This window comes from Chitinophaga varians (genome assembly GCF_012641275.1).
In the GTDB taxonomy this organism is placed as follows: domain Bacteria; phylum Bacteroidota; class Bacteroidia; order Chitinophagales; family Chitinophagaceae; genus Chitinophaga; species Chitinophaga varians_A.
Map to the genome: position 1 here is coordinate 1,629,125 of NZ_JABAIA010000001.1, position 23,344 is coordinate 1,652,468.

The 23,344-nt window shown below is 50.5% G+C and carries 21 protein-coding genes; 12 read left to right on the forward strand and 9 right to left on the reverse strand.

Going from position 1 to position 23,344, the window contains the following annotated elements:
- Positions 1 to 33 precede the first annotated feature (33 nt).
- Both HGH92_RS06585 and HGH92_RS06590 read left to right on the forward strand, forming a co-directional pair.
- Complete coding sequence (locus HGH92_RS06585; RefSeq protein ID WP_168869939.1) at positions 34 to 1,041, forward strand: ligase-associated DNA damage response exonuclease; 1,008 nt, start codon at positions 34 to 36, stop codon at positions 1,039 to 1,041.
- Complete coding sequence (locus HGH92_RS06590; protein ID WP_211092549.1) at positions 1,004 to 2,647, forward strand: ATP-dependent DNA ligase; 1,644 nt, start codon at positions 1,004 to 1,006, stop codon at positions 2,645 to 2,647. Before HGH92_RS06585 ends, HGH92_RS06590 begins: the two co-directional genes overlap by 38 nt.
- A 3-nt stretch (positions 2,648 to 2,650) precedes the next feature.
- Here the strand turns inward: HGH92_RS06590 and HGH92_RS06595 are convergent, their stop codons facing one another.
- Positions 2,651 to 4,039, reverse strand: a complete 1,389-nt coding sequence (locus HGH92_RS06595; RefSeq protein ID WP_168869940.1) for an MFS transporter — start codon at positions 4,037 to 4,039, stop codon at positions 2,651 to 2,653.
- 120 nt (positions 4,040 to 4,159) lie between these two features.
- Between HGH92_RS06595 and HGH92_RS06600 the strand changes: the two genes are divergently transcribed.
- Positions 4,160 to 4,651 (forward strand): Lrp/AsnC family transcriptional regulator, encoded by a 492-nt coding sequence (locus HGH92_RS06600; protein ID WP_168869941.1) that lies wholly within the window; start codon positions 4,160 to 4,162, stop codon positions 4,649 to 4,651.
- A gap of 43 nt (positions 4,652 to 4,694) precedes the next feature.
- A complete protein-coding gene (locus HGH92_RS06605) occupies positions 4,695 to 5,300 on the forward strand; it encodes a hypothetical protein (protein WP_168869942.1) in 606 nt (201 codons plus the stop codon).
- Here the strand turns inward: HGH92_RS06605 and HGH92_RS06610 are convergent.
- Positions 5,297 to 5,881, reverse strand: coding sequence for a hypothetical protein (locus HGH92_RS06610; protein ID WP_168869943.1), 585 nt, complete (start codon positions 5,879 to 5,881; stop codon positions 5,297 to 5,299). The genes HGH92_RS06605 and HGH92_RS06610 overlap by 4 nt on opposite strands.
- Before the next feature lie 201 nt (positions 5,882 to 6,082).
- Here HGH92_RS06610 and HGH92_RS06615 point away from each other — a divergent pair, with 201 nt between their 5' ends.
- Entirely contained in the window at positions 6,083 to 6,667 is a 585-nt protein-coding gene (locus tag HGH92_RS06615) for a porin family protein (protein WP_168869944.1), read from the forward strand.
- 85 nt (positions 6,668 to 6,752) lie between these two features.
- The gene (locus HGH92_RS06620; protein WP_168869945.1) at positions 6,753 to 7,784 is read left to right on the forward strand and encodes an LD-carboxypeptidase; all 1,032 of its coding nucleotides are present in this window, start codon (positions 6,753 to 6,755) and stop codon (positions 7,782 to 7,784) included.
- On the opposite strand, the gene HGH92_RS06625 is transcribed toward HGH92_RS06620, so the two are convergent.
- Positions 7,785 to 9,107, reverse strand: coding sequence for an NCS2 family permease (locus tag HGH92_RS06625; RefSeq protein ID WP_168869946.1), 1,323 nt, complete (start codon positions 9,105 to 9,107; stop codon positions 7,785 to 7,787).
- Between the two features lie 51 nt (positions 9,108 to 9,158).
- Between HGH92_RS06625 and HGH92_RS06630 the strand changes: the two genes are divergently transcribed.
- Genes HGH92_RS06630 through HGH92_RS06640 form a run of 3 tightly spaced genes read left to right on the forward strand, consistent with a single transcriptional unit; the run spans position 9,159 to position 13,211 of the window.
- Entirely contained in the window at positions 9,159 to 11,609 is a 2,451-nt protein-coding gene (locus HGH92_RS06630; protein ID WP_168869947.1) for a ligase-associated DNA damage response DEXH box helicase, read from the forward strand.
- A gap of 20 nt (positions 11,610 to 11,629) precedes the next feature.
- On the forward strand, positions 11,630 to 12,295 hold the full coding sequence (gene pdeM, locus HGH92_RS06635) for a ligase-associated DNA damage response endonuclease PdeM (RefSeq protein WP_168869948.1): 666 nt from the start codon (positions 11,630 to 11,632) through the stop codon (positions 12,293 to 12,295).
- Between the two features lie 13 nt (positions 12,296 to 12,308).
- Complete coding sequence (locus tag HGH92_RS06640; protein ID WP_168869949.1) at positions 12,309 to 13,211, forward strand: histone deacetylase; 903 nt, start codon at positions 12,309 to 12,311, stop codon at positions 13,209 to 13,211.
- Between the two features lie 102 nt (positions 13,212 to 13,313).
- On the opposite strand, the gene HGH92_RS06645 is transcribed toward HGH92_RS06640, so the two are convergent.
- Positions 13,314 to 13,964 carry an ABC transporter ATP-binding protein gene (locus tag HGH92_RS06645; RefSeq protein WP_168869950.1) on the reverse strand — a complete coding sequence of 217 codons (651 nt, stop codon included), beginning with the start codon at positions 13,962 to 13,964 and terminating at the stop codon, positions 13,314 to 13,316.
- 100 nt (positions 13,965 to 14,064) lie between these two features.
- Between HGH92_RS06645 and HGH92_RS06650 the strand changes: the two genes are divergently transcribed.
- A complete protein-coding gene (locus HGH92_RS06650; protein ID WP_012794455.1) occupies positions 14,065 to 14,286 on the forward strand; it encodes a DUF2795 domain-containing protein in 222 nt (73 codons plus the stop codon).
- A 172-nt stretch (positions 14,287 to 14,458) separates the two neighbouring features.
- Here HGH92_RS06650 and HGH92_RS06655 read toward each other — a convergent pair whose 3' ends face one another.
- The 5 genes from HGH92_RS06655 to HGH92_RS06675 all read right to left on the reverse strand — a co-directional run bounded on the left by HGH92_RS06655 (position 14,459) and on the right by HGH92_RS06675 (position 20,693).
- A complete protein-coding gene (locus HGH92_RS06655; protein WP_168869951.1) occupies positions 14,459 to 15,271 on the reverse strand; it encodes an enoyl-ACP reductase in 813 nt (270 codons plus the stop codon).
- Between the two features lie 115 nt (positions 15,272 to 15,386).
- On the reverse strand, positions 15,387 to 17,033 hold the full coding sequence (recN, locus tag HGH92_RS06660; RefSeq protein ID WP_168869952.1) for a DNA repair protein RecN: 1,647 nt from the start codon (positions 17,031 to 17,033) through the stop codon (positions 15,387 to 15,389).
- Between the two features lie 39 nt (positions 17,034 to 17,072).
- On the reverse strand, positions 17,073 to 18,560 hold the full coding sequence (locus HGH92_RS06665) for a tetratricopeptide repeat protein (protein WP_168869953.1): 1,488 nt from the start codon (positions 18,558 to 18,560) through the stop codon (positions 17,073 to 17,075).
- A gap of 282 nt (positions 18,561 to 18,842) precedes the next feature.
- Complete coding sequence (locus tag HGH92_RS06670) at positions 18,843 to 19,595, reverse strand: zinc ribbon domain-containing protein (RefSeq protein ID WP_168810381.1); 753 nt, start codon at positions 19,593 to 19,595, stop codon at positions 18,843 to 18,845.
- A gap of 3 nt (positions 19,596 to 19,598) precedes the next feature.
- Positions 19,599 to 20,693, reverse strand: coding sequence for a Nif3-like dinuclear metal center hexameric protein (locus HGH92_RS06675; protein ID WP_168869954.1), 1,095 nt, complete (start codon positions 20,691 to 20,693; stop codon positions 19,599 to 19,601).
- Positions 20,694 to 20,737: 44 nt separating this feature from the next.
- Here HGH92_RS06675 and HGH92_RS06680 point away from each other — a divergent pair, with 44 nt between their 5' ends.
- Together HGH92_RS06680 and HGH92_RS06685 are read left to right on the forward strand one after the other, a co-directional pair.
- Positions 20,738 to 22,249, forward strand: a complete 1,512-nt coding sequence (locus tag HGH92_RS06680) for a carboxypeptidase M32 (protein WP_168869955.1) — start codon at positions 20,738 to 20,740, stop codon at positions 22,247 to 22,249.
- Positions 22,250 to 22,510: 261 nt separating this feature from the next.
- Positions 22,511 to 23,302, forward strand: coding sequence for a DUF4382 domain-containing protein (locus HGH92_RS06685; RefSeq protein ID WP_168869956.1), 792 nt, complete (start codon positions 22,511 to 22,513; stop codon positions 23,300 to 23,302).
- The last annotated feature ends 42 nt before the right edge of the window (positions 23,303 to 23,344 follow it).

Here is a 23,344-nt window from a genome sequence, read left to right on the forward strand (position 1 = left end):
GCAGCCATGGCCTTTTTTTGTATATTCATGGATATGGAGCTGCTACAATTTACCGACAAAGGCATCTGGTGCGCAGCAGGTGATTTTTATATCGATCCCTGGAAACCCGTACAACGTGCGGTGATCACACATGCGCATTCCGACCATGCCCGCTGGGGCAACCAGTCCTATCTCTGCGAACAGGCCAGCGTTCCCCTGCTCAAACTGAGGCTGGGCGATGATATTAACGTGCAGGGCATCGCCTATGGCGAAAGCATTTATCTTAACGGCGTCAAACTTTCACTGCATCCTGCCGGCCATATGATCGGCTCGGCACAGGTAAGGGTGGAGCTCAACGGGGAGGTGTGGGTGGCCAGCGGAGATTATAAACTGGAATCTGATGGCATCTCTGCGCCGTTTGAACCGGTACGCTGTCATACCTTCATCACGGAATCCACTTTCGGACTGCCTGTTTACCGATGGGAACCGCAACAGCAGCTGTTCTCCCGTATCACCAACTGGATATACGAAAATCAACAGGCCGGCAAAGCCTCTGTGATCACCGCTTACAGTCTCGGTAAAGCCCAACGGCTGCTCCTTCATCTGCAGGACAAAGTAACCCGTATGATGGGCCATGGCGCCATTACCAACGTAAACGACCTGCTGATAACACAAGGATATCCATTACCGCATGTTGAAAAAATAACGCCCGATACTCCTAAATCAGCTTTTAAGAATGCAGTGATCATTGCTCCGCCTTCGGCGGATGATTCGGCCTGGATGCGCCGCTTTAACCCTTACTCGCTGGGCGTATGCAGCGGCTGGATGCAAGTAAGGGGACATATGCGCAGACGCAACGCCGACGCAGGTTTTGCGTTGTCCGACCATGCTGACTGGAACGGGCTGCTGGAAGCGGTGGCCGCCACCGGCGCCACACGCGTCTATGCCACGCATGGCTTCAGCAGCGTATTTGCCCGCTACCTCAGTGAAAAAGGCATCGACGCCAGGGAGGTAAGCACCGCCTATGGCGACGAAGAAACCATTACTAACCCGGAAACATAATACCGTGCAACAGTTCGCCCAACTCGTCAAAGTGCTGAGCAACAGCACCAAAACCAACGAAAAACTGGATGCGCTCAGCCAGTATTTCGCCACCGCCCCGGATAAAGACAAAACCTGGGTGCTGGCGCTGTTTTCCGGCCGCAGGCCCAAACGCACCGTCAACAGCACACAGCTGAAGACATGGTGCATACAGGCCACCGGGCTGCCTGAATGGCTGTTCAATGAATGTTACCTCACTGTAGGCGACCTTGGTGAAACCATCGCGCTCCTGCTGCCACCATGTACCCATCCGGCCAGTCATCCGTTACACTACTGGCTACAACAACTGCAACAGCTGGAAAAAGCCACGGAAACAGAGAAACAGGCTTTCATCCTGCAAACCTGGGACGCGCTGGATGATGGCGAACGCTTTGTGTTCAATAAACTGATCACCGGCGGTTTCCGTATCGGCGTATCACAAAAAATGATGGTCAACGCGCTCGCTAAAACCTACGATATCCCCGCCGCCACACTGTCGCACATGATCAGCGGCACCTGGGACCCCGCCGCTGTGACCATCGAAGCCCTGCTGCATCAAAGCACCAGCGGCGCCGACGCATCACGCCCCTATCCTTTTTACCTGGCATATGCCCTGGAAGATGCCCCCGCCGGCCTCGGCCCCATCGAAGACTGGCAGGCGGAATGGAAATGGGACGGTATCCGCGGACAAATCATCAAAAGAGAAGGTCAGCTGTTTGTATGGTCACGCGGCGAAGAACTCATCACCGACAAATTCCCCGAATTCACGGAGCTGACAAACACCCTTCCCGATGGCACCGTGATAGACGGTGAAATACTCACCTATGCCAATGGAAAACCATTGCCGTTCCAGACTTTACAAACACGCATCGGCAGAAAGAACGTCACCCGCAAACAGCTGCAGGAAGCGCCCGTGGCCTTTCTCAGCTATGACCTGCTGGAATGGGAAGGCGCTGATATCAGGGAAAAACCACTGATAGAAAGAAGAACATTGCTGACACAGCTCATTCACTCACAACAACAGCCGGCACTGCTACTGTCGCCGGAAGTAACCGCGGCCTCGTGGGACGACCTGGCACAGATACGCACGCTCTCACGCGAACAAATCAGTGAAGGACTGATGCTGAAAAAAAGAAGCGCGCCCTATCAGGTAGGCCGCAAGCGGGGCGACTGGTGGAAGTGGAAAATAGATCCGTACACTATCGATGCAGTAATGATATATGCCCAGAAAGGACACGGACGCCGGTCCAATCTCTACACCGACTATACCTTCGCCGTGAAAGACGGAGATCAGCTGGTACCCTTTACCAAAGCCTATTCCGGCCTCACCGACAAAGAAATTGCAGAAGTGGACAACTGGATCAAACGGCATTCGCTGGAGAAATTCGGGCCGGTAAGAACGGTACAGCCGCAACTGGTATTTGAAATCGCTTTTGAAGGCATTGCAGCCTCCAACCGCCACAAATCAGGCGTGGCCCTGCGTTTCCCGCGTATCAACAGATGGAGGCAGGACAAACCTGTGGCTGAAATCAACACCCTGGACGACCTGAAGGCACTGTTGCGGCAAAGCGAGGGCCAGGACACATAAACCTCAGGAACGCACTTTTACCAGTTGAGCTTTCACCACCGGTTCGCGCCACCAAAAGCGGTACAGCTGCAGGATAGCGCCGATGGCAATCAGCGCCAGCACCAGCAATCCCGCAGCATAGCTGTTCCATTGATAAGTGCCCGCCAGTTGCATCATCAGCCCCACCAGCGACAGTCCCAGTCCGCCACCCATGGCGTTGCAGGTGCCATTGATGCCGGAAGCCAGTCCGTGCTGCGTTTCGGGGACCGCCTGTATGGCCAGGATCGTAATCGCAGGAAAAGTGACCGACATGCCCAGTGAATTGATACATAACACTGCCAACAGCATAAACGGCAGATGCCACGCAGTGAAGTAACTCAGCGCAAAAAACAGGATACCGGCCAGCATGAAGCAGCTGCCCGTTATGCCGGTGCGGGTTACGCCCAGCCGGTGAAACAAATGAGGAAGCCCATATTTGGATATCAACCCGGACAAAATACTGAAGGGAAACAGTAACAGTCCCGCCTGTGAAGAACTGAAGCCCAGCACCTCCTGCAGGTATAACGTCAACAGGAAAATATAGGGCAGAAAAGTACTCCCCAGCAAGGTGGCGCCAATATTGCCGGTCACCACTCCCTTCAACCGGAAAAGATCAAAGTCCACTAACGGTGACGCATGCACGCGTTCTCTTTTGACGAAATAAATCCCGGCGGTCACCAGGGCTGCCAGCAGCAACCCGAACGTTGCCGGATGTGCCGCAATATGGCCGAGGTCATGTATGAGCCACGCAGACAGCATCAGTAACACAGTAATCAATATGCCACTCAGCAGGTTACTGTCCTGTTGCCGCTCCGGCCGCCGGTCACGCGGAATAAACCGGAAAGCCAGCACTATGGCCGCACCAATTACCGGCACGTTGATAAAAAAAACCCACTGCCATCCCATCCAGGCGCTGATAAGTCCACCGATGGCCAGTCCGGTGGCAAAGCCGATGCCCGCCATAGCGCCGAAGATACCAAAGGCCCTGTTCTTCTCTGCCGGTACTGTGAAGGTGTGACTGATAATGGCCATGGCCGCAGGGATGGCCAATGCAACGCCCAGGCCCTGCAGGGCGCGGAAGCCCAACAGCCAGGCAAATGACATGGAAAAACCGGCCCCCAGCGAAGCCAGTACAAACAGGACAGCGCCGGTGATAAATATTTTTCTGCGGCCTATGGTATCTGACAAACGGCCACCCAATAATACAAATCCCGCATAAAACAACACATACACTGTCTGTACCCACTGAATAGCATCCGGGCCGAAATGAAAATACTGCTGCATGCCCGGCAATGCCATGTTTAACACCGATACGTCCAGCGCTTCAAAAAATATTGCCATGCAGGCCACTGTCAGAATAATTCGCTTTTCCATAGTCTCCTTTTCGCCACAAACCTATAATTTTAGAACATAAACCGATCATTTTCGATATTTTTGGAACAAATACAGACAAATACATCTATACATAGATTATTTTTCCAAAAAACCGATAAAATGGACCATAAAAAAGAACAGGCACCTCCACCACTGACGCTGGATGAAAAAGACATGGGCATCCTTCGCCTGCTGCAACAGGACGCTAAAATGACGATCCGCGATATTGCCCGGCAGCTGAACCTGAGCACCACGCCGGTATATGAACGTATCCGCAAAATGGAGCACGCAGGGGTCATCAAACAATACGCCGCCATCGTAGACCCCAGGAAAATTAATAAAGGGATGACCGTACTGGTTTACATCACCCTGAAAGAACACAACAAAAAAAACGGCAAAAAATTCATACAGGAAATCGTCTCATTCCAGGAAGTGACCGAGTGCCTCAATATCTCCGGGGAGTTTGATTTTATGATCAAGGTACAGGTAAAAGACATGGACGAATACCGGGAGTTCTATGTGAATAAACTGGGAGAATTAGATAACCTGAGCCATACCCAAAGTATTTTTGTGATCTCTGTGATAAAAGAAACACATCAGGTTGTATATTAGGGGCGGACAGTAATCTAATACCCTAAACCTACACCGCGGACCTATGTTAAAGTTATACACATGGTTGTATACAGCATGCCTTTTATTCTCCATATTGCCGGCCAACGGCCAGTCGCGCTATTTCGCGCACTCCGTAGGCGCCGGGATATTTACGGCCAGCAGTCATTTTGCCGGAGGCATCGTTTATTCACCACGATTTAATTTCGGCGTGCTCTCCAGGCGCTCTGCCTTTGCCATAGGCACGCAACTGGCGCTGGGAAGCAGTTTGCGCGCCAGCTACAACCGTTATTCAGGAGGCAATTCCACCAGTTTTTTTATGGCAGATGTTCCGATTCTTGTTACGTACAACTATGGCAATTTTGCCACGTCCGGATCACATAGCCGGCTGGGCATCTTTACCGGCGCAGGTTATGGGTTCCACAACGGCAGCCGCGTTATGGAGAATATGGACGAAGAGGAGAACGACAGTGACCAGGTACATGTGTCCGGCCCCGTATTGACCACCGGTTGCCGCTTTATGATCGGCCGTACTTCCCTGGGACTTCATTTCAGTTACCTGTTCAACAGCAACCATTACAATCCCGATATAAACGGTATAGGCAGCGCGGGGCTTTCCTATAATATTCATTCCTCCCGCAGAGGCATCTAACGTTTCGCCGGCAGCAGGTTGTCGAAACCAATGTGATAATCGAGGTAACTACCCGGCGCTTCGCCCGGCGTATGCACCACCACCATGCTGCATAATGCCCTGCGGCTGCGGGAACCGGCGGTTTCAAAGGCAATTCCCAGTTTTTCATCGTCATATACCTCTATGCGGCGGGCTTTGTTTTTTGACACGTACACTTTCGCGAGATGTAGGCCGGGATAAGCCTTTCTGATGGCGCTCATAGCGCTGCCGGCACCTACGTTTTTGTCTGTCCTGAAGCGGGGAGAGGTAACCCTGATCTCTTTTACATACTGTGTGTCCTGTGTACGCATGGCCGTGAAGACAGCCAATACAGACGAGGAATCTATTGTCCCGTCTTTTTTATGGCCGTACCATATCCGCCATGCTTTCATCATGGCTGCATCGCCGGCATCCGGCTTTCCCAGCGACACCAGGTCATTGGCAGGCATCTCCAGTTTTACATGTCCAACGGACGCTCCCGGCACAATCTGCCAGGCTTCCTGTTGACCGTTGACTACGGATGTGATGAATAACGATGCAATTAAAGCAAACAGACAGCGCATATACGAAATTTTGTAATCATGCCGCAAAAACATTGCCATGCTGGTTTTCAAACCAACTTATCAGTTACGTTAAAAAAAATCAAAAACCGTTTTGTAAAGATTTCCTTAACAATTACACGGCTACTTTTACATCCGTAATGCATTACTGTCACAACCTATCAGTCGTATTTACATCACCGAAATAAAACACTGTTAAAAAAAATGAGAAAATTTCTATTTGCGTCACTGGCCGCTATGGCAGTGGCAACGGGAACCTACGCGCAAAAAAAAGTTACCTATGGCTTAAAAGGAGGACTGAATCTCTCCAACAACAATGCAGAATTTGATTTCTTCCGGGCTGGTATCTATGCCGGTGGCTTTACAGAAATTAAACTGAATAAACACTGGGCAATACAGCCGGAGCTCTTGTATTACCGCAATCAGAGCCCGGGCCTAGTGTATTTGGCTGCGGACGATCATCTGGCAAGAGGTAAAAGAAAAGAGGATTATATCGCCATACCACTGATAGTAAAATATTACATCAAACCTAAACTGTATGTGGAAGCAGGCCCGGAAGTGAATTTCCTCCTGAATGCCAAAGAGGATGTTCCTGGCAGGTCATATAACACTATCGGGCACTACAACCGGCTCAATGTGAGCGGCTCTCTTGGTGTTGGCTATCAGCTTCCGCATGGCTTTGGTGTTAACGCCAGGTATTCACTCGGCGTACAATCAGTTGACGCAGGTGCAACAACCTATAACAATACCGGAAAAATTGGCTTTACCTATACTTTTCCCTCTAAATAACCGGCCTTTTCTCCATTACCGTTCCCGCAAAACAACTTTGCGGGAACACTTCGTTATTCTCCCAAAATATGTTTACTTTAATTCCATGAACCGTAAACATTTTTTATCCACCCTGATGACTGCCGGCATTGGCATACCTGCCTCCAAAAGCCTGGCTGCCATGGGTATTACCGGTACCTCCCCCTCCAAAGAACCACAAATTCCACCCTATCTCAAACCCGGAGATATCATTGGTATCACCTGCCCTGCAGGTTATATTAACAGGGAAGAAGTGCTGCCATCCCTGCGCATCATGGAAAGATGGGAATTCAATATTCGTATAGGCAATACCGTTGGTATGCGGGATTATTCTTTCGGCGGCACAGATGCGGATAGAGCAAAAGACCTGCAAGCCATGCTCAATGACCCCAACATAAAAGCCATTATGTGCGGCCGCGGTGGATACGGAACAGCACGGATACTGGACCAGCTGGACTTCTCCCGTTTTCAGCGCCATCCCAAATGGATCATCGGCTTCAGTGATATCACAGCATTGCACTGTCATGTCAACCGCCACTTTGGTATCGCTACCCTGCATTCCAAAATGTGTAACAGTTTTCCGGACGACTTTAATAAAGCAGAACCGGTAGTACAAGACACGATCATGTCTATCTACCAGGCACTGACAGGTAAAAAAATGCAGTATACTGCACCTCCGGATGCCAACAATCGCAAAGGCACTGCCCGCGGTGTATTGATAGGCGGCAACTTGTCAGTGATACAAAGTATTTCAGGTACTGATTCTGAAATTGACACCAATGGTAAAATACTTTTTCTGGAAGAGGTGGGGGAATATCTGTACAACATCGACCGGATGTTTAACACCCTGCAACGTTCCCATAAGCTGGACAACCTCGCCGGGCTCATCATCGGTGGCTTCAACAAAATAAAACCAGATGATCCCGGCGAAGAATTTGGCCGCACGGTATACGACATCGTAATGGAAAAAGTGAAGAATTTCAAATATCCAGTGTGCTTCAATTTCCCGTCAGGCCACCAGAAAAACAACTATGCCCTCAAATGCGGTATGATGCACACTCTCACAGTGGCAGACGATAAAGTGCTGTTAAAGGAATAACTATTTCACCATAAAAGTGACGATAAACAGGATAGCCAGTACGTACATCACGGGACTGATCTGTTTATATTGGCCTGTCAATACTTTTAACAATACATAAGACAACATGCCGAACACGATCCCTTCTGCAATACTGTAGGTATAAGGCATCATCACAATAGCCAGAAAAGCCGGGATAGCTTCTGTCACATCGTTAAAGTCAATTTTCACCACCGCGCCCATCATCAGCATCCCGACAATGATCAACGCCGGAGCTGTGGCCGCCTGCGGTATCATGGCAAATACCGGTGCAAAAAACAGCGACAGTAAAAACATCACAGACACCGTCAGCGCCGTCAGGCCTGTTCTTCCACCCGCAGCCACGCCGCTGGCGCTTTCCACGTAGGCAGTCACCACGCTGGTGCCTAACAGTCCGGCAGCAGTAGTACCTACCGCATCGGCCATCAGCGCCTGTTTCGCCCTTGGCAGCCGGCCGTTTTCATCCAGCAGTCCGGCTTTGTTGCAAAGTCCGATCAGGGTGCCAACGGTATCAAACAGGTTCACCATCAATAGTGTGAATAAAATCATCACCATGTCCAGGCTGAATATTTTATCGAATTGCAGTTTAAAAGCGATAGGCGCTACAGACGGTGGCAGGCTTACCAGGTGCCCTTCGGGCAGATGCGTAATGCCTAACGGGATACCGATCACCGTAGCCGCCAGAATGCCGATCAGTAAAGCGGCATTTACTTTCCGGTACATCAGCACCGCGCTGACGATCAGGCCTATTAACGCAATCAACGGCCCGATGCTGGTGACATTCCCCATTTTCAGGATCACACCTTCCAGCCGGCCCTCTCCCACATGCCGCATACCGGTTTCTATGATACCGGCATTCGCCATGCCTATCAGGGCTATCAACAGCCCTATGCCCACAGAAATGGCATGCTTCAGGTTTTCCGGGATACTGTTGATAATCGCCTCCCTTATCCGGAACATGGATAAAATGATAAAAATAACCCCTTCCAGGAAAACCGCTGTCAGCGCGAACTGCCAGCTATAGCCCATTCCCGACACAATAGTGTAGGCGAAGAAGGCGTTCAGTCCCATGCCTGGCGCCACGCCTATAGGCAGGCGGGCATACAACGCCATCACCAGCGTACCAATAGCTGCCGCCAGAGCTGTTGCAGTGATCAATGCGTTAAAATCCATCCCCGTCCTGGACAGGATACTGGGGTTCACGGCAAGAATATATGCCATGGTGGAAAAGGTGGTCAAACCAGCGAGTACTTCTTTCTTTACCGTAGTATTGTTTTCGGAGAGCCTGAAAAATTTTGCGAGCATGCTGCAAAAATAAGCGATTCACGATTTATCATTTTATCCTAATTTCATTTCATGCAACAACATTCGCGTGGATGGAAAGTGATTACCGGATGGCTGGCAGACAAAGGCCTTCAGCCTTTTAAGTTCCAGGAAGATGCCTGGCAGGCATACCTGCAGGGCCAGTCGGGGATCGTGAATGCACCTACCGGGTTTGGTAAAACCTTCTCGCTCTTTCTCGGCGCCGTGATCGCCTGGATCGATGCCCATCCGAAAGACTATCATAAAAAAACTAAAAACGGCCTGCAACTGCTGTGGGTAACACCGCTCCGCGCGCTCGCAAAAGACCTGGGCCGCGCCATGGACGAGGTATTGCGGGAGCTGGACATTCCATGGGAAGTAGGCATCCGTAGCGGTGATACGCCGGTAGCCACCCGCGCACGCCAGAAATTACAAATGCCGGAAGTGCTCATCATCACCCCGGAAAGCCTGCACCTGCTGCTGGCACAAAAGGAATATCCTGCTGTTTTCAAACAGCTCCACACGGTGGTTGTGGACGAATGGCACGAACTGCTGGGCAGCAAAAGAGGCGTCATGGTGGAACTGGGACTGAGCCGCCTGCGCGGGCTAAGGCCTGAACTGAAAATATGGGGCATCTCCGCTACCATAGGCAACCTCGACGAGGCCCTGGAAGTATTGCTGGGCCCGTATCATAACAATGGCCTCATTGTCCGTGCCAACCTGAAAAAAAATATCGCCCTGCAAAGCGTGATCCCTCATGAGATAGAAAACTACCCATGGGCCGGCCATCTCGGTATCCGGATGCTACCGCAGGCATTGCCTATCATCAACGACAGCCAGACCACCCTCGTTTTTACCAATACCCGCTCTCAATCGGAAATATGGTACCAGTCGCTGCTCAAACATGAGCCTATGCTGGCCGGCGCCCTGGCGCTCCATCACGGTTCCATCGATATGGAACTGCGTATATGGGTGGAAGAAGCGCTGCACAACGGCATCCTGAAAGCAGTGGTGTGTACCGCCAGTCTTGACCTGGGCGTGGATTTCCGCCCGGTAGACACGGTCATACAGGTGGGCAGCCCCAAAGGAGTGGCCCGCTTCCTGCAACGGGCAGGCCGTAGCGGCCACCAGCCGGGAGCTGTCAGCCGTATCTTTTTTCTGCCCACCCACGCGCTGGAACTGGTGGAAGCCGCGGCCCTCAAAGCTGCCATGGAAGAAGACCTTATCGAAAGCCGCATGCCGGTGCTGCTGGCTTATGACGTACTGCTGCAATACCTGATGACCCTCGCCGTTTCCGATGGCTTCCATGCCCCGGAGATATACGAAGAAGTCCGTAAAACCTTCTGCTACCAGCATATTACAGAAGACGAATGGCAATGGATACTCGCTTTCCTGACCACCGGCGGTGATGCGCTGGGCAGCTATGATGAGTTCCGCAAACTGGAAAGGCAGGGAGATCACTACTACTGCAAAAGCCGTATGCTGGCCATGCGGCACCGGTTGCATATCGGCACCATCGTCAGCGATGCCATGCTTAAAGTGAAATTCATGAGCGGCGGTTATGTAGGCGTGATCGAAGAAAGTTTTATCTCACGGCTTTCGCCGGGCGACAGCTTTACACTCGCCGGCCGCAACCTCGAGTTTGTGATGATCAAAGACATGACCGTGCTGGTACGCAAGTCCAACGCCAAACGCACTATCGTGCCCAGTTATATGGGCGGCCGTATCCCGCTGTCGTCCAACCTCGGCCGGATGTTGCGTCAGAAATTCAACGAAGCGCTGTCCCGCCGCACGAAAGATCCGGAACTGATAGCGCTGCAACCGCTGTTCAGCCGCCAGGAAGAACTGTCCCATATCCCGAAGGACAACGAACTGCTGATCGAAAAAATCAACACCAAAGATGGTTACCATCTTTTCGTATATCCTTTTGAAGGCCGGCTGGTACATGAGGTAATGGCCGCCCTGCTGGCTTACCGTATCAGCCGCATCACGCCGATCACTTTCTCCATCGCCATGAACGACTACGGCTTTGAACTGCTGTCAGACCAGCCCATACCGCTGACGGCTGAAAATGCCAAAGCTCTGTTTACCACCGACAACCTGCTGACAGAGCTGCAAACCAGCGTCAACGCCACTGAGATGGCACGCCGCAAATTCCGCGATATTGCAGTGATTGCCGGCCTCATCTTCCAGGGATATCCGGGCAAACACAAAGCCAACCGCCACCTGCAGTCTTCAGCCTCCCTGCTGTTCAACGTATTTAAGGACTACGATCCGCAGAACCTGCTGCTGAAGCAGGCTTTCAACGAAGCCTTTTTCTACCAGATGGAAGAAGCCCGTCTCCGGGAAACGCTGGAACGTATTGCGCAAAGCCGCATCGTGATCACCGAGCCGGACAAGCTGACACCTTTCTGCTTCCCTATCAAGGTAGACAGCCTGCGGGACACCATGACCAGCGAGAAGCTGGAAGACAGGATCAAAAAATTGATTGCCGTCAACGAATAAGAATTAATAATTTGCAGCCCATGCAAAACAAGGACACCGCGGCGGGGGAGATATTCCGGTTCAAACAACAACACTGGCACCTGTTGCCGGAAAAGGCGATTTACTGGGAAGAAGAAAGAGCACTGGTCCTGTCAGACCTGCACCTGGGCAAATCGGCCCACTTCCGTAAGGCCGGCATCGCTGTGCCGGCAGGCATTATGCAGGAAGACCTGTTCCGGTTGCAGCAGCTGATCACGCGTTATCTGCCGGTACGGCTCATTATCGTCGGCGATATGTTCCATAGCCGTCACAACAATGAAGTACAGTATTTTAAAATATGGCGCGGCCAGTTTTCCCATATTCAGGTCGACCTGGTATTGGGCAATCACGACATCATGGCCGATGAAGTATACAGCCAGCTGGAGGTAAATACCCACGACACCCTTACCGTCCGGGACATTCACTTTATCCATGAGCCCTGCGGCGACGACAACGGTTACAAATACACGTTCTCCGGCCACCTGCATCCCGCAGTGGTGATGGCTGGCCCTGCCAGGCAACGGCTGCGTCTACCCTGCTTTTATTTTGGCCGGCATTGCGGCATTTTACCCGCTTTTGGCGACTTTACCGGCCTTGCCACCCTTGACCCCTACCCGGACGAGCCAGTGTTTGTAATCGCCGGAAAATCAATTATCCGGACGCAATAAGTTTTCTGTTCACATGAAGATAGCTTACCACGACATATATGCCCATCCGTTACCGGCCGACCACCGTTTTCCCATGGTGAAATACGAGCTGATACCGGCCCAGTTGCTGCGGGAAGGCGTTATCAGCCAGGAGCAGCTGTTTGCGCCGGAAGCGGCCACCGAAGACGTGATACTGGCCACCCATACCGCCGACTGGTGGCAGAAGCTGCGCGACCAGACGTTGTCAGAGAAAGAACAGCGGCATATCGGCTTCCGGCAGTCGCCCCGCCTGACACAGCGGGAGATCGTGATAGCACAGGGCACTATCGATATTGCCCTGCATGCGCTGGACCATGGCATTGGCTTCAATGTGGCCGGTGGCACGCACCACGCCTTCGCCGACCGGGGAGAAGGTTTCTGCCTGCTCAACGACTTCGCCATTGCGGCCAATTATCTGCTGCAACAAAAGAAAGTGAAAAAAGTGCTGGTTGCCGACCTGGACGTGCATCAGGGCAACGGCACCGCGGCCTTGTTTGCCGGCAACGACGAGGTCTTTACCTTCAGTATGCACGGCGCCCATAACTATCCCTTCCATAAGGAAACCTCCGATCTGGACATTCCCCTGCCTGACGGCCTGACTGACGGCCCTTACCTCCGGCTGCTGGAAGACGCCCTTCCACGGCTCATAGACCAGGTTAAACCAGATATCGTGTGTTACCTGTCAGGGGTAGACGTTCTGGAGACAGACCGGTTTGGCAAGCTCAAAGTAAGCACTGCAGGTTGCCAACAGCGGGATGAAATCGTTTTCAGCCTGCTGTACAGGCATGGCATCCCCTGCGCTGTGGCCATGGGCGGCGGTTATTCCACCCGGATCAGCGATATAGTGAACGCACACTGCAATACCTTTAAAACAGGACTGAGTATTTACGGATTTTGAGATTTTGTCATTTTGATATTTAGCGAACCCTTTGGCAGCCTGGGCGTTGAATAACAGAAACTGTTGTAAAACAGCCCGTCAAATATCAAAATATTAAAATTTCTAAATGATCCGTCCGTCTTTCATCAGTAACTGCCGGTCGCTCAGCGGCGCCAGTTCTTCGTTGTGGGTAACGATAATAAAGGTTTGCTGAAACTGGTCTCTCAGTTGAAGGAACATATTATGAAGCTCCCGGGCATTATGGGAGTCGAGGTTACCGGTAGGTTCATCGGCCATGACCACGTCGGGGTTATTGATCAGCGCCCGCGCCACGGCCACCCGCTGTTGTTCGCCACCGGAGAGCGCATTTGGTTTGTGCTCCAAACGATGCTCCAGGCCCAGGGTTTTCAACAGGAACGCCGCTTTTTCCTTTACCTCGTTTCTGCGGGTGCCGGCAATAAAACCGGGAACGCAGACATTTTCCAATGCGCTGAATTCAGGCAGCAGGTGATGGAACTGAAAGATAAAGCCAATATGTCGGTTCCGGAAATCGGCCAGCTCATTGCCGCTTAAACCCGTCAGATTGACATTATTCAGCCATATTTCGCCCTGGGTGGGCTTATCCAGCGTACCGAGTATATGCAGCAGCGTACTTTTGCCTGCTCCGGACGATCCAACGATGGTTACGATCTCACCTTTACTGACAGTAATATCTACTCCCCTGAGAATCGGTAAGTTGGAATAATTTTTGGTAACATTGCGAGCGGTTAGCATAACCCAAAGAAAAGTAAATAACCGATAAAATAGTAAAAGTTGTTTATTTCAAATTAAATAATACTTTTGCGGAAAATTAAAAAGTAAAAATTTTAATAAGATGTACTGGACATTAGAATTAGCTTCATACCTGGAGGACGCTCCATGGCCAGCTACTAAAGACGAACTTATTGATTACGCCATTCGTTCCGGTGCACCGATCGAAGTAATCGAGAATTTGCAGGAGCTGGAGGATGAGGGAGAAATTTATGAGGGGATTGAAGATATCTGGTCTGATTATCCGTCGCAAGACGACTTCTTCTTCAATGAAGATGAATACTAGATCCTGAGCGTTTATAGATTGTACACTCCCCGGCACCCTGTGCCTGATAAAAAATTAAAGCCGTTACAGTTGTAACGGCTTTTTTATTTTGGTATTCAGTCATTTGATTATTCAGGTACTTTCTGAAAAGGAAAAGCCCTAAATAATCAAATAACTAAATGGCTAAATGTTATTATTTGTCTAATGCGTCCATGATAGCATTGGAAACACCGGTGAAGGAGAATCCGCCGTCATGGTAGAGGTTCTGCATAGTGACCATTTTGGTCATATCGGAGAACAGGGTTACCAGGTAATCCGCGCAGTTATCGGCAGAAGCGTTACCCAGCGGGCTCATTTTTTCTGCATAACCGATGAAGCCACCGAAACCTTTCACGCCGCTGCCGGCAGTAGTTGGCGTAGGGGACTGGGATACGGTGTTCACACGTACTTTATTTTTGATGCCGTAATGGTAACCGAAGCTGCGGGCTACGGATTCCAGCATAGCTTTAGCGTCGGCCATTTCGCTGTAGTCAGGGAATGCACGTTGTGCGGCGATGTAAGTGAGTGCCACTACAGAGCCCCATTCATTGATGGCATCCATCTGATAAGCGGTCTGCAATACACGGTGTAAGGACAGCGCGGAGATATTGAGGGTTTTCAGCGAAAAGTCATAGTCCAGGTCTGTATAGGAGCGTCCTTTACGAACGTTCAGGCTCATGCCCACAGAATGGAGCACAAAGTCTATTTTACCGCCAAAATGCTCCATGGATTTGGTAAAAAGATTTTTCAGGTCATCCGTGATGGTTACATCTGCCGGAATAACAGGGGCCTTGCAGATTTCAGCCAGTTTGTTGATCTCACCCATACGCAGCGCTACAGGTGCATTAGTGAGCACTATTTCAGCGCCTTCTTCCACACAACGGAGCGCAGTTCTCCAGGCCAGTGACTTTTCGTCCAGTGCACCAAAGATGATACCTTTCTTTCCTTTTAATAAGTTATGAGCCATTTGGTCAAAATTAATTTTGGCAAAAATAGTCGTTATAGTTGAAAAAAAAAGTTATTGCTTCCCTGCCATGGCTTTTTAGCATCCGGGCAGGGAGGCAATAACGGTTACGCCTGTGTTATCTTACCATTTCGCGGGCATTTTCAAGGGCGGCGGCTGTAGGCCGTTCTCCACTGAGCATTTGCGCGATCTTGTCTATTCTCTCTTCCATAGACAGCAGCCTTACGCTGGTGGTCACTTTCTCTGCACGGGCATCTTTATATACAAAATAATGTGCGTCTGCTTTACCGGCTATCTGTGGCTGGTGCGTGATACAGATGATCTGATGTGCTTTGGCGAGGTCTTTCAGGATAACGCCCACCTGTCTGGCGGCTTCACCGGAAATACCGGTATCAATTTCATCGAAGATAAGGGTAGGCAACGCCACTGATTGTGCCACCAGTGATTTGATGCAGAGCATTAAACGGCTCAACTCACCACCGGAAGCCACTTTGCCTACCGGTGCAAACTGGTTGCTGCGGTTGGCGTCGAACAGGAATTCGATCGTATCCTGTCCGTAGGGGTTCAATTCACCCTGCAGAATATCTACTTTAAGACGGGCATTAGGCATGCCTACCTGTGCCAGCAGCGTATTCACCTTTTTCTCAAAGGGTGCCACCTGCTCTTGTCTCTCAGCGGTAATGGCTGCCGCGTCCTTTATCAGGGCCTCATGCAGCTGCGCCTGTTCTTTCTCCAGCGCGGCCAGTTGTTCATCAAGGTTGAGCACACCGTCCACTTTGGCGGTCAGTGCGTCTTTGATGGCCAGCAGCTCGTCTGTCGTCTGCACGCCATGTTTCTTGAAGAGCCGGTATCCCAGCGTCATCCGTTCATTTACCTGTTCTATGCGTTGTGCGTCGTAGTGTACCTGGTCGTTGATACTGTCTACTTCTCCGGCAATGTCCTGCAGCTCCAGATAGGCTGACAGCATCCTTTCCGATACGGCCGGCATGTCTTTATGGAACGAGGAGATATGTTGAATAGAGGATTGCAGTTGTTTCAGCTGTTGCAGGATCGGTTGTTCATCTTCTTTCAACTGGAAAAATACCCGGTTGAGGGTGTTTTTGATCTCTTCCGCATGTGTCAGCAGCTGCAGCTCATTGTCCAGCTCCTCCACTTCGTTGGGACTGAAATCCGCTTCCAGCAGTTCGTCCAGCAGAAACTTGTTATAGTCCAGCTCCTTATTGGCCTGATCGCGGTCATCCTGTAGCTGTTTGTATTTTTTCTGCACCTGCTGGTATTGCAGGAACAGGTTATGATATACCTGCAGGGCGGCCGGTTTGGCCAGTGCATCAATTACTTCCCGCTGGAAATCGGCGTTGCCCAGTTCCAGGGTGTCAAACTGCTGGTGCAGGTCTACCAGGTAGCCCGACAGTTCAGACAGCTGGGATATGTTGACAGGAGTATCATTCACAAACGCTCTTGATTTCCCGGCGGCGCTGATTTCCCGGCGGATGATCAGCGAATCTTCCAGGTCCAGCTCATGTTGCTGAAAAAAAGCGGCCACCTGTGATTTTTTCACCTTGAAGATGCCTTCGATCACACATTTGCCGGTTTTGTCGAACAGCACGCCGGGATCAGCACGTTCTCCCAGGATCATGGACAGGGCGCCCAGTAAAATGGATTTACCGGCGCCGGTTTCACCGGTGATGACATTAAGGTTACCTGAAAAATCCACTTCCAGGTGGTCAATAATGGCGTAGTTTTTAATGATTAGTCGCTGTAACATAAGTCAGGAAATAACTTGAATCACAATTTTCCTCCCCGCTCAACTGCCATTTACACGTTGCATGCCTGCTTTTGCCCGTTGATCGAGGGAGTTTTTATAATCGTGGCCTTTCATGTCCAGACATTGCTGATAACATTGAATGGCTTTGTTTTTATCTCTTCTTTTTTCGTAAATATACCCTAGTTGCAGGGAAGCCCTGGCGGCATAATACTCCGGCCTGTTAGCCCCTACCTTGATCGTTACCTCATACATGGTAATGGCTTTGTCGTCTTGCCCGGTTTCATCATAGATACGGCCAAGGCGGTAGGCGTATTCCAGTTTGTCTTCCATGGCAGGGAAATCGGCCGCTTTTTTTGTCAGCAGCAGTTTCAGTGCCTCGCTAAAGAATCCGCCGTCACTTTGCAACCGCACTTTCAACAGGAAGGGATTGGGCCATTTGCCGCCTTCCGCTTCCTTCAGCGCCTGCTTGTCTGCATCTGTTTCCGTACCGCCACGGCTCAGGATCATATTCCTGTACTTGTTGGCCATGGCCTGGTTGCCCTCCAGGTAGTAGAACCAGCTTAACCGTTGCAGGCATTCTTTTACATAGAACTTCCCTTTAAACTCATTGACAAACTTCTCCAGGTACACATGCGCATCGTTGTCCAGTCGGGTCAGTTTCAATAAGCCGAATACGTAGTTATAGTATGCTATGTCTGCGTATTCATTGCTGTCGTGCCGTTCTTCCAGTACCCGTATGCCATTGGCCGCTTTCTGGTTGTTCAGCGACAGGTTGGCCACCATCAGGGCGTACAGGTAGTTATTCTTTGTGTCCAGTTGCTTCTTTTGCAGAAAAGCCCAGGTGTCTTCGGGTTTATTCACAATAAAGAGCATCAGGTAACAGTAGTAATAATAGGATTCTTCCCTGAACAGTTTGGCTTCGGGCGCATTGCTTTCGATAAACGCGTTCACATTATCCATGCCCTGGTGGATGCTGCCCTTCATTCCGAGGATGTTGGTGATCCACTTATATCCTTCCGGGATAGTACCGAAGACCGTTTGCATGGCCCCCAGCAACAACCGGTTGGGCATAAAATCCGGGAAACGGCGCTGATTTTCCTTCAGGGTCATGTACGCTTTGCGTATCTCCCAGGTAGCGTCCCATTTTTCATTGAACTTGATTTTGATCATCGCCCATTGAAACTTGATAGCCGCCTGTGTGTACAGATAATAGGGAGAATCCGGTGACCCTTCCAGCATCTTGTCCAGCCGGATGGAGCGCATGCCTCTCTTCCGGGCGTATTCCGCCGGGTCTTCATTGAAAAACAACGGGAAGAAATCCACGTAGTTATCCAGAAAATAAGGCACCAGGTTGTCCGGGTTTTCTTTCTTTTCTGCTTCCAACAGCGCCTTTCCGGCGTTTAACCGCAACTCCATGATCGCTTCGTACGCCTGTTCACAACGGCTGTTGAAATCATAGGTCTTCTGTCTTGCATCAACTGTAAATCCTAATCCCAGCAAAAGAATCAAAGAAAAAATAATACGCATAAGGGCAAAATTCCTGGAATAATCTCAAATCTCACATAACAATTCCACAAATCCCAAATTAACAATTCACATTTTTTAAATGTTGCATGCCCCACCAATTTCCTGCCACAAATTAAAAGAACTGCTACGCAAACTACCTGCGTACGGTGTACAGGGGCAAAGCTAACATATTTAGTAAAACAAAGCTAAATAAATTAGTATATTTTTATAACGATAACGTCTATACGAAAAAAGGGCATCCGTGGATGCCCTTTTTCAATGTTTTTGATATGCCTGATCGCATCAGATGGTGACAGTCGCCTCGAGGTCGTTGTCTACCAGGATACGGCCGCAGTGCTCACAAACGATGATCTTTTTGTGCTGACGGATCTCTGCCTGACGTTGAGGAGGGATCGCGTTGTAGCAACCGCCGCAGGAATCACGCTCTACTGTTACCACGGCCAGGCCGTTACGGTAGTTTTTGCGGATTTTTTCGTAGGCAGCCAGTAAACGGGGATCTACCTTAGCTTTAGCATCTTCACTTTCCTTACGGAAAGCTTTCTCCTCTTTCTCGGTTTCAGCCACGATTTTCTCCAGTTCCCCTTTCTTGTGCTTCAGGTTAGCTTCTTTGTCAGCAATCGCCTTTTTAGCCACTTCCAGGGTGCGGGATTTTTCTTTTATCTCTTCGTTTGCGTCTTTGATATGCTTTTCAGCCAGTTTGATCTCCAGTGACTGCATCTCCATTTCCTTGGTGATCGCCTCAAACTCACGGTTGTTCTTCACATTGTCCTGCTGCTTCTCATACTTCTTGATCAGCGCTTCTGCATCTTTAATGGCAGTTTTCTTGCTGGCAACGAAGTCCTGGATACCTTTGATCTCATTCTCAATATGAGACTGACGTGTATTTAACCCTTCGATCTCATCTTCCAGGTCCTTTACTTCAATCGGCAACTCCCCTTTCAACACCTGGATTTCATCCAGCTTGGAATCAATCTTCTGCAGCTTGAGCACAGATGCTAATTTTTCTTCAACGGAGTATTCTTTTACGGTAGCCATGTATTATAAATAATTTACCGGGTTTGTTTTAATCGTAGATTTAAGAGGCGCAAAATTACGGAATTTTTCAGTCAATATATGATAAAATAATTCCACTGTGAACTGCTCACTCTCGAAATGTCCGATATCTGCTATAACTATTTGATTATCAGCGTCAAAAAATTCATGATATTTGAAGTCCGCGGAAATGTAGGCATCAGCCCCCGCCGCAATGGCCCGCTTCAGCAGGAAGCTGCCCGCTCCCCCACATAAAGCCACCTTCTTTACCGGACGGCCCCTCAAAGGAGTATACCGTACACAACCAGTCCCGAACTGCTGCTTCACCCATGCCAGGAACGCCTGTTCCTCCATCGGCTCCGGCAACTCTCCCACCAGGCCTGAACCTACCTGCTGGTAGGCATTGTCCAGCGTCACCACATCATAAGCTACCTCTTCATAGGGATGGCTCATTAACAGGGCCTGTACAATCCCGGATTCCAAATATACCGGAAAAATCACTTCCAACTTTATTTCCGCCTCAAAATGTCTTTCCCCCGGCGTGCCTACATATGGGACTGTGCCCTCACCGCCCTTAAAAGTGCCCTCCCCGGCGGCATTAAAGCTGCATTCACTGTAATTCCCAATATGACCGGCACCGGCGGTGAACAAAGCGGCCCTTACCTTCTCAACATCAGCCACGGGCACAAAAGTGTACAGTTTCTTCAGCAGACCGGTCTTCGGCTGCAATACCCTGCACCGCTCCAGTCCCAGCCTGCCGGCCATCTGCGCGCATACGCCGTTGCGCACATTGTCCAGGTTGGTATGGGCTGCATATACCGCAATGTCATGCTTGATGGCTTTAATAGCCACCCGCTCCACATAAGACCGGCCATTGATCTTTTTCAGACCGCCGAAAACAATCGGATGATGCGCCACCACCAGGTTACATCCCCGGGCAATCGCCTCATCGATGACCGCCTCGGTGGCATCCAGCGTCAGCAGCACGTTGGTCACCTCCCATGACGGATCACCGAAAATAAGGCCGGCATTATCGTAACTCTCCTGGTACGGCAAAGGCGCATAAGCCTCCAGTACCTGTATGATCTCTTTTATCTTCATAGCAAAGCAATTGGTATCCTGTACATTTGCAAAAAAATCCAGTTATGACAGGAAGCAAATCTACTGCAGAACAATATACCGGGTACCAGTCAAAGATGCAAAAAATTGCAGACGTAAGAAATGCCATGGCTGTATTGGGCTGGGACCAGGAAACATACCTGCCTGAAAAAGGCGCCGCCTTCAGAGGCCGGCAACTCACCACCCTCAGCGGTATCGCCCACGAACTGTTCACCGAAGACGCCCTCGGCGACCTCCTCCGGCAACTGCACGGCCACAACGAACTTGACGCCCTCCAGCAGAAAAATATAGCCCTCTCGCTGGAAGACTACGATAAAAACAAAAAATACCCGGCATCGTTCGTGGCAGAGATGTCCAACGTCACCAACGAAAGTTACCACGCCTGGATCAAAGCCCGCAAAGCCAACGACTACAGCATCTTTGCGCCGACCCTCACTAAAATGATCGCCCTCAAAAAACAGGAAACCACCATCCTGGGCTATGAAGGCCACCCATACAACGCACTGCTCAACGAATACGAGAAAGGCGCCACCACTGCCATGCTGGATAAAATCTTCGAGGACGTGAAAAACGCCCTGTCTCCCCTGCTGGCCAAAATCGAAGCCAGACCACAGGTGGAAAAAGATTTTCTGCTGAAACACTATGACCGGGACAAACAATGGCAACTGGGCCTCGACCTGCTGAAAGAAATGGGTTACGACCTTCAGGCCGGCAGACAGGATATTTCAGAACATCCTTTCACCACCAGCTTCAACCCCCACGATGTAAGGGTCACTACCCGCATCGATGAAAATGACTTCGGCAACATGACCTGGAGCTGTATCCATGAAGGAGGCCACGCCCTCTATGAACAGGGCCTCCCGCCCGAGCAATACGGCCTGCCCTGCGGAGAAGCCACCAGCCTGGGTATCCACGAGTCACAGTCTCGCCTGTGGGAAAACAACGTAGGCCGCAGCCTTAATTTCTGGAAGTTCCACTACGGCCGCCTCCAGCAACAGTTTCCCGAAAACCTGGGCGGCGTATCGCTGGAAAGGTTCTACCAGGCCATCAACCAGGTGCAGCCCTCCCTGATCCGCACGGAAGCGGATGAACTGACCTATCACTTCCATATCATGATCCGCTATGAAATAGAAAAAGGGCTGATGGACGGCAGTATCCCGGTCAACGAGCTGCAACACGTCTGGAATGAATACTACCGGAAATACCTGCACGTTACCGTACCGGACGACGCACAAGGCGTTTTACAGGATATCCACTGGTCGCACGGCAGTTTCGGCTATTTCCCGACCTACTCCCTCGGCAGCTTCTACGCCGCCCAGTTCTTTACCACCGCCCAAAAGCAGGTGCCCGGACTCGACGATGCCATCAGCCATGGCAATTACCATTCACTGCTGGAATGGCTCCGCACCCATATCCATCCTTTCGGACGGTTTTATACGTCCAACGAACTTTGCAAGAAAGTAACCGGCCAAGAACTGCAGTTCAGCTACTTCCTTGACTATGCAGAAAAGAAATATGGCGGCATTTACAACTGGTAAGCCGCGCCAATAAAAAGATACCCGGAAAAAATGCCTGCAGACTTGCGTCAGCAGGCCTTTTCAGTTACCCACATCGTTAAACTTCGCCACAGACAAGCAGTCACAGGAATTGGCCTGTAGTTTGTCATAACGTTGACGAATGTTGGAAATGCAAATCACCAGACAGCCAAACGACCAAATCAGATTGTCAGAAAAACGATACATGAAGTATTAAATACATATATTATTTTTGCAATTCAATATCTGTCTAAACATTTAATCATGAAAAACCGAATCTGGGCCTTTATCGTGGCCATGCCTGCACTTACACTGCTATTTACCGCCTGCAACAAAAATGATTCTAACAACAGTGGCTCCGCTAAAATGACGGTATTACTTACCGATGCCCCGGCCAACTATGACGCAGTGAATGTAGACATCCAGGACGTTCAGGTGAACGCCACCAACACCGACAATGGCTGGCAATCCATCCATCTGCTGCGCCCCGGGGTGTATAACCTGCTCAACTTCAGGAACGGTCTTGACACCGTACTGGCATCACAGGACCTGCCCGCCGGCGATATTTCACAAATCAGGCTGGTGCTGGGCACTAACAACAGCGTCGTGATAGGCGGTACTTCTTATCCGCTGTCTACGCCTTCCGCACAACAGTCGGGCCTGAAACTTAACGTGCATGCTTCACTGACAGCCGGCATCGAATACCGCCTGTGGCTGGACTTTGATGCGAACCGTTCTGTAGTAACTACCGGCAACGGCAACTACATCCTGAAACCGGTTATCCGTACTTACACACAGGCTACCAGCGGCTCTATCAAAGGCATCGCCTTACCGCTGCTCCATGTGTCCGGCGTTTATGCGCTGCAAAATGCTGATACCATTGCAGTGGCCAAGCCTGATCCGCTGACAGGCGCCTACCTGATCCCCGGCCTGAGCGCCGGCGCCTATAACGTTTCCATTGTAGGGGACGGCACCGTAAAAGACACGCTGGTAACCAATGTGAATGTCACCACCGGCCAGGTAACTACTGTCAACTCCATCACACTTCATTTGTAATCTAATCTATAACACAAAGCCCCGGGCCATGGCCCGGGGCTT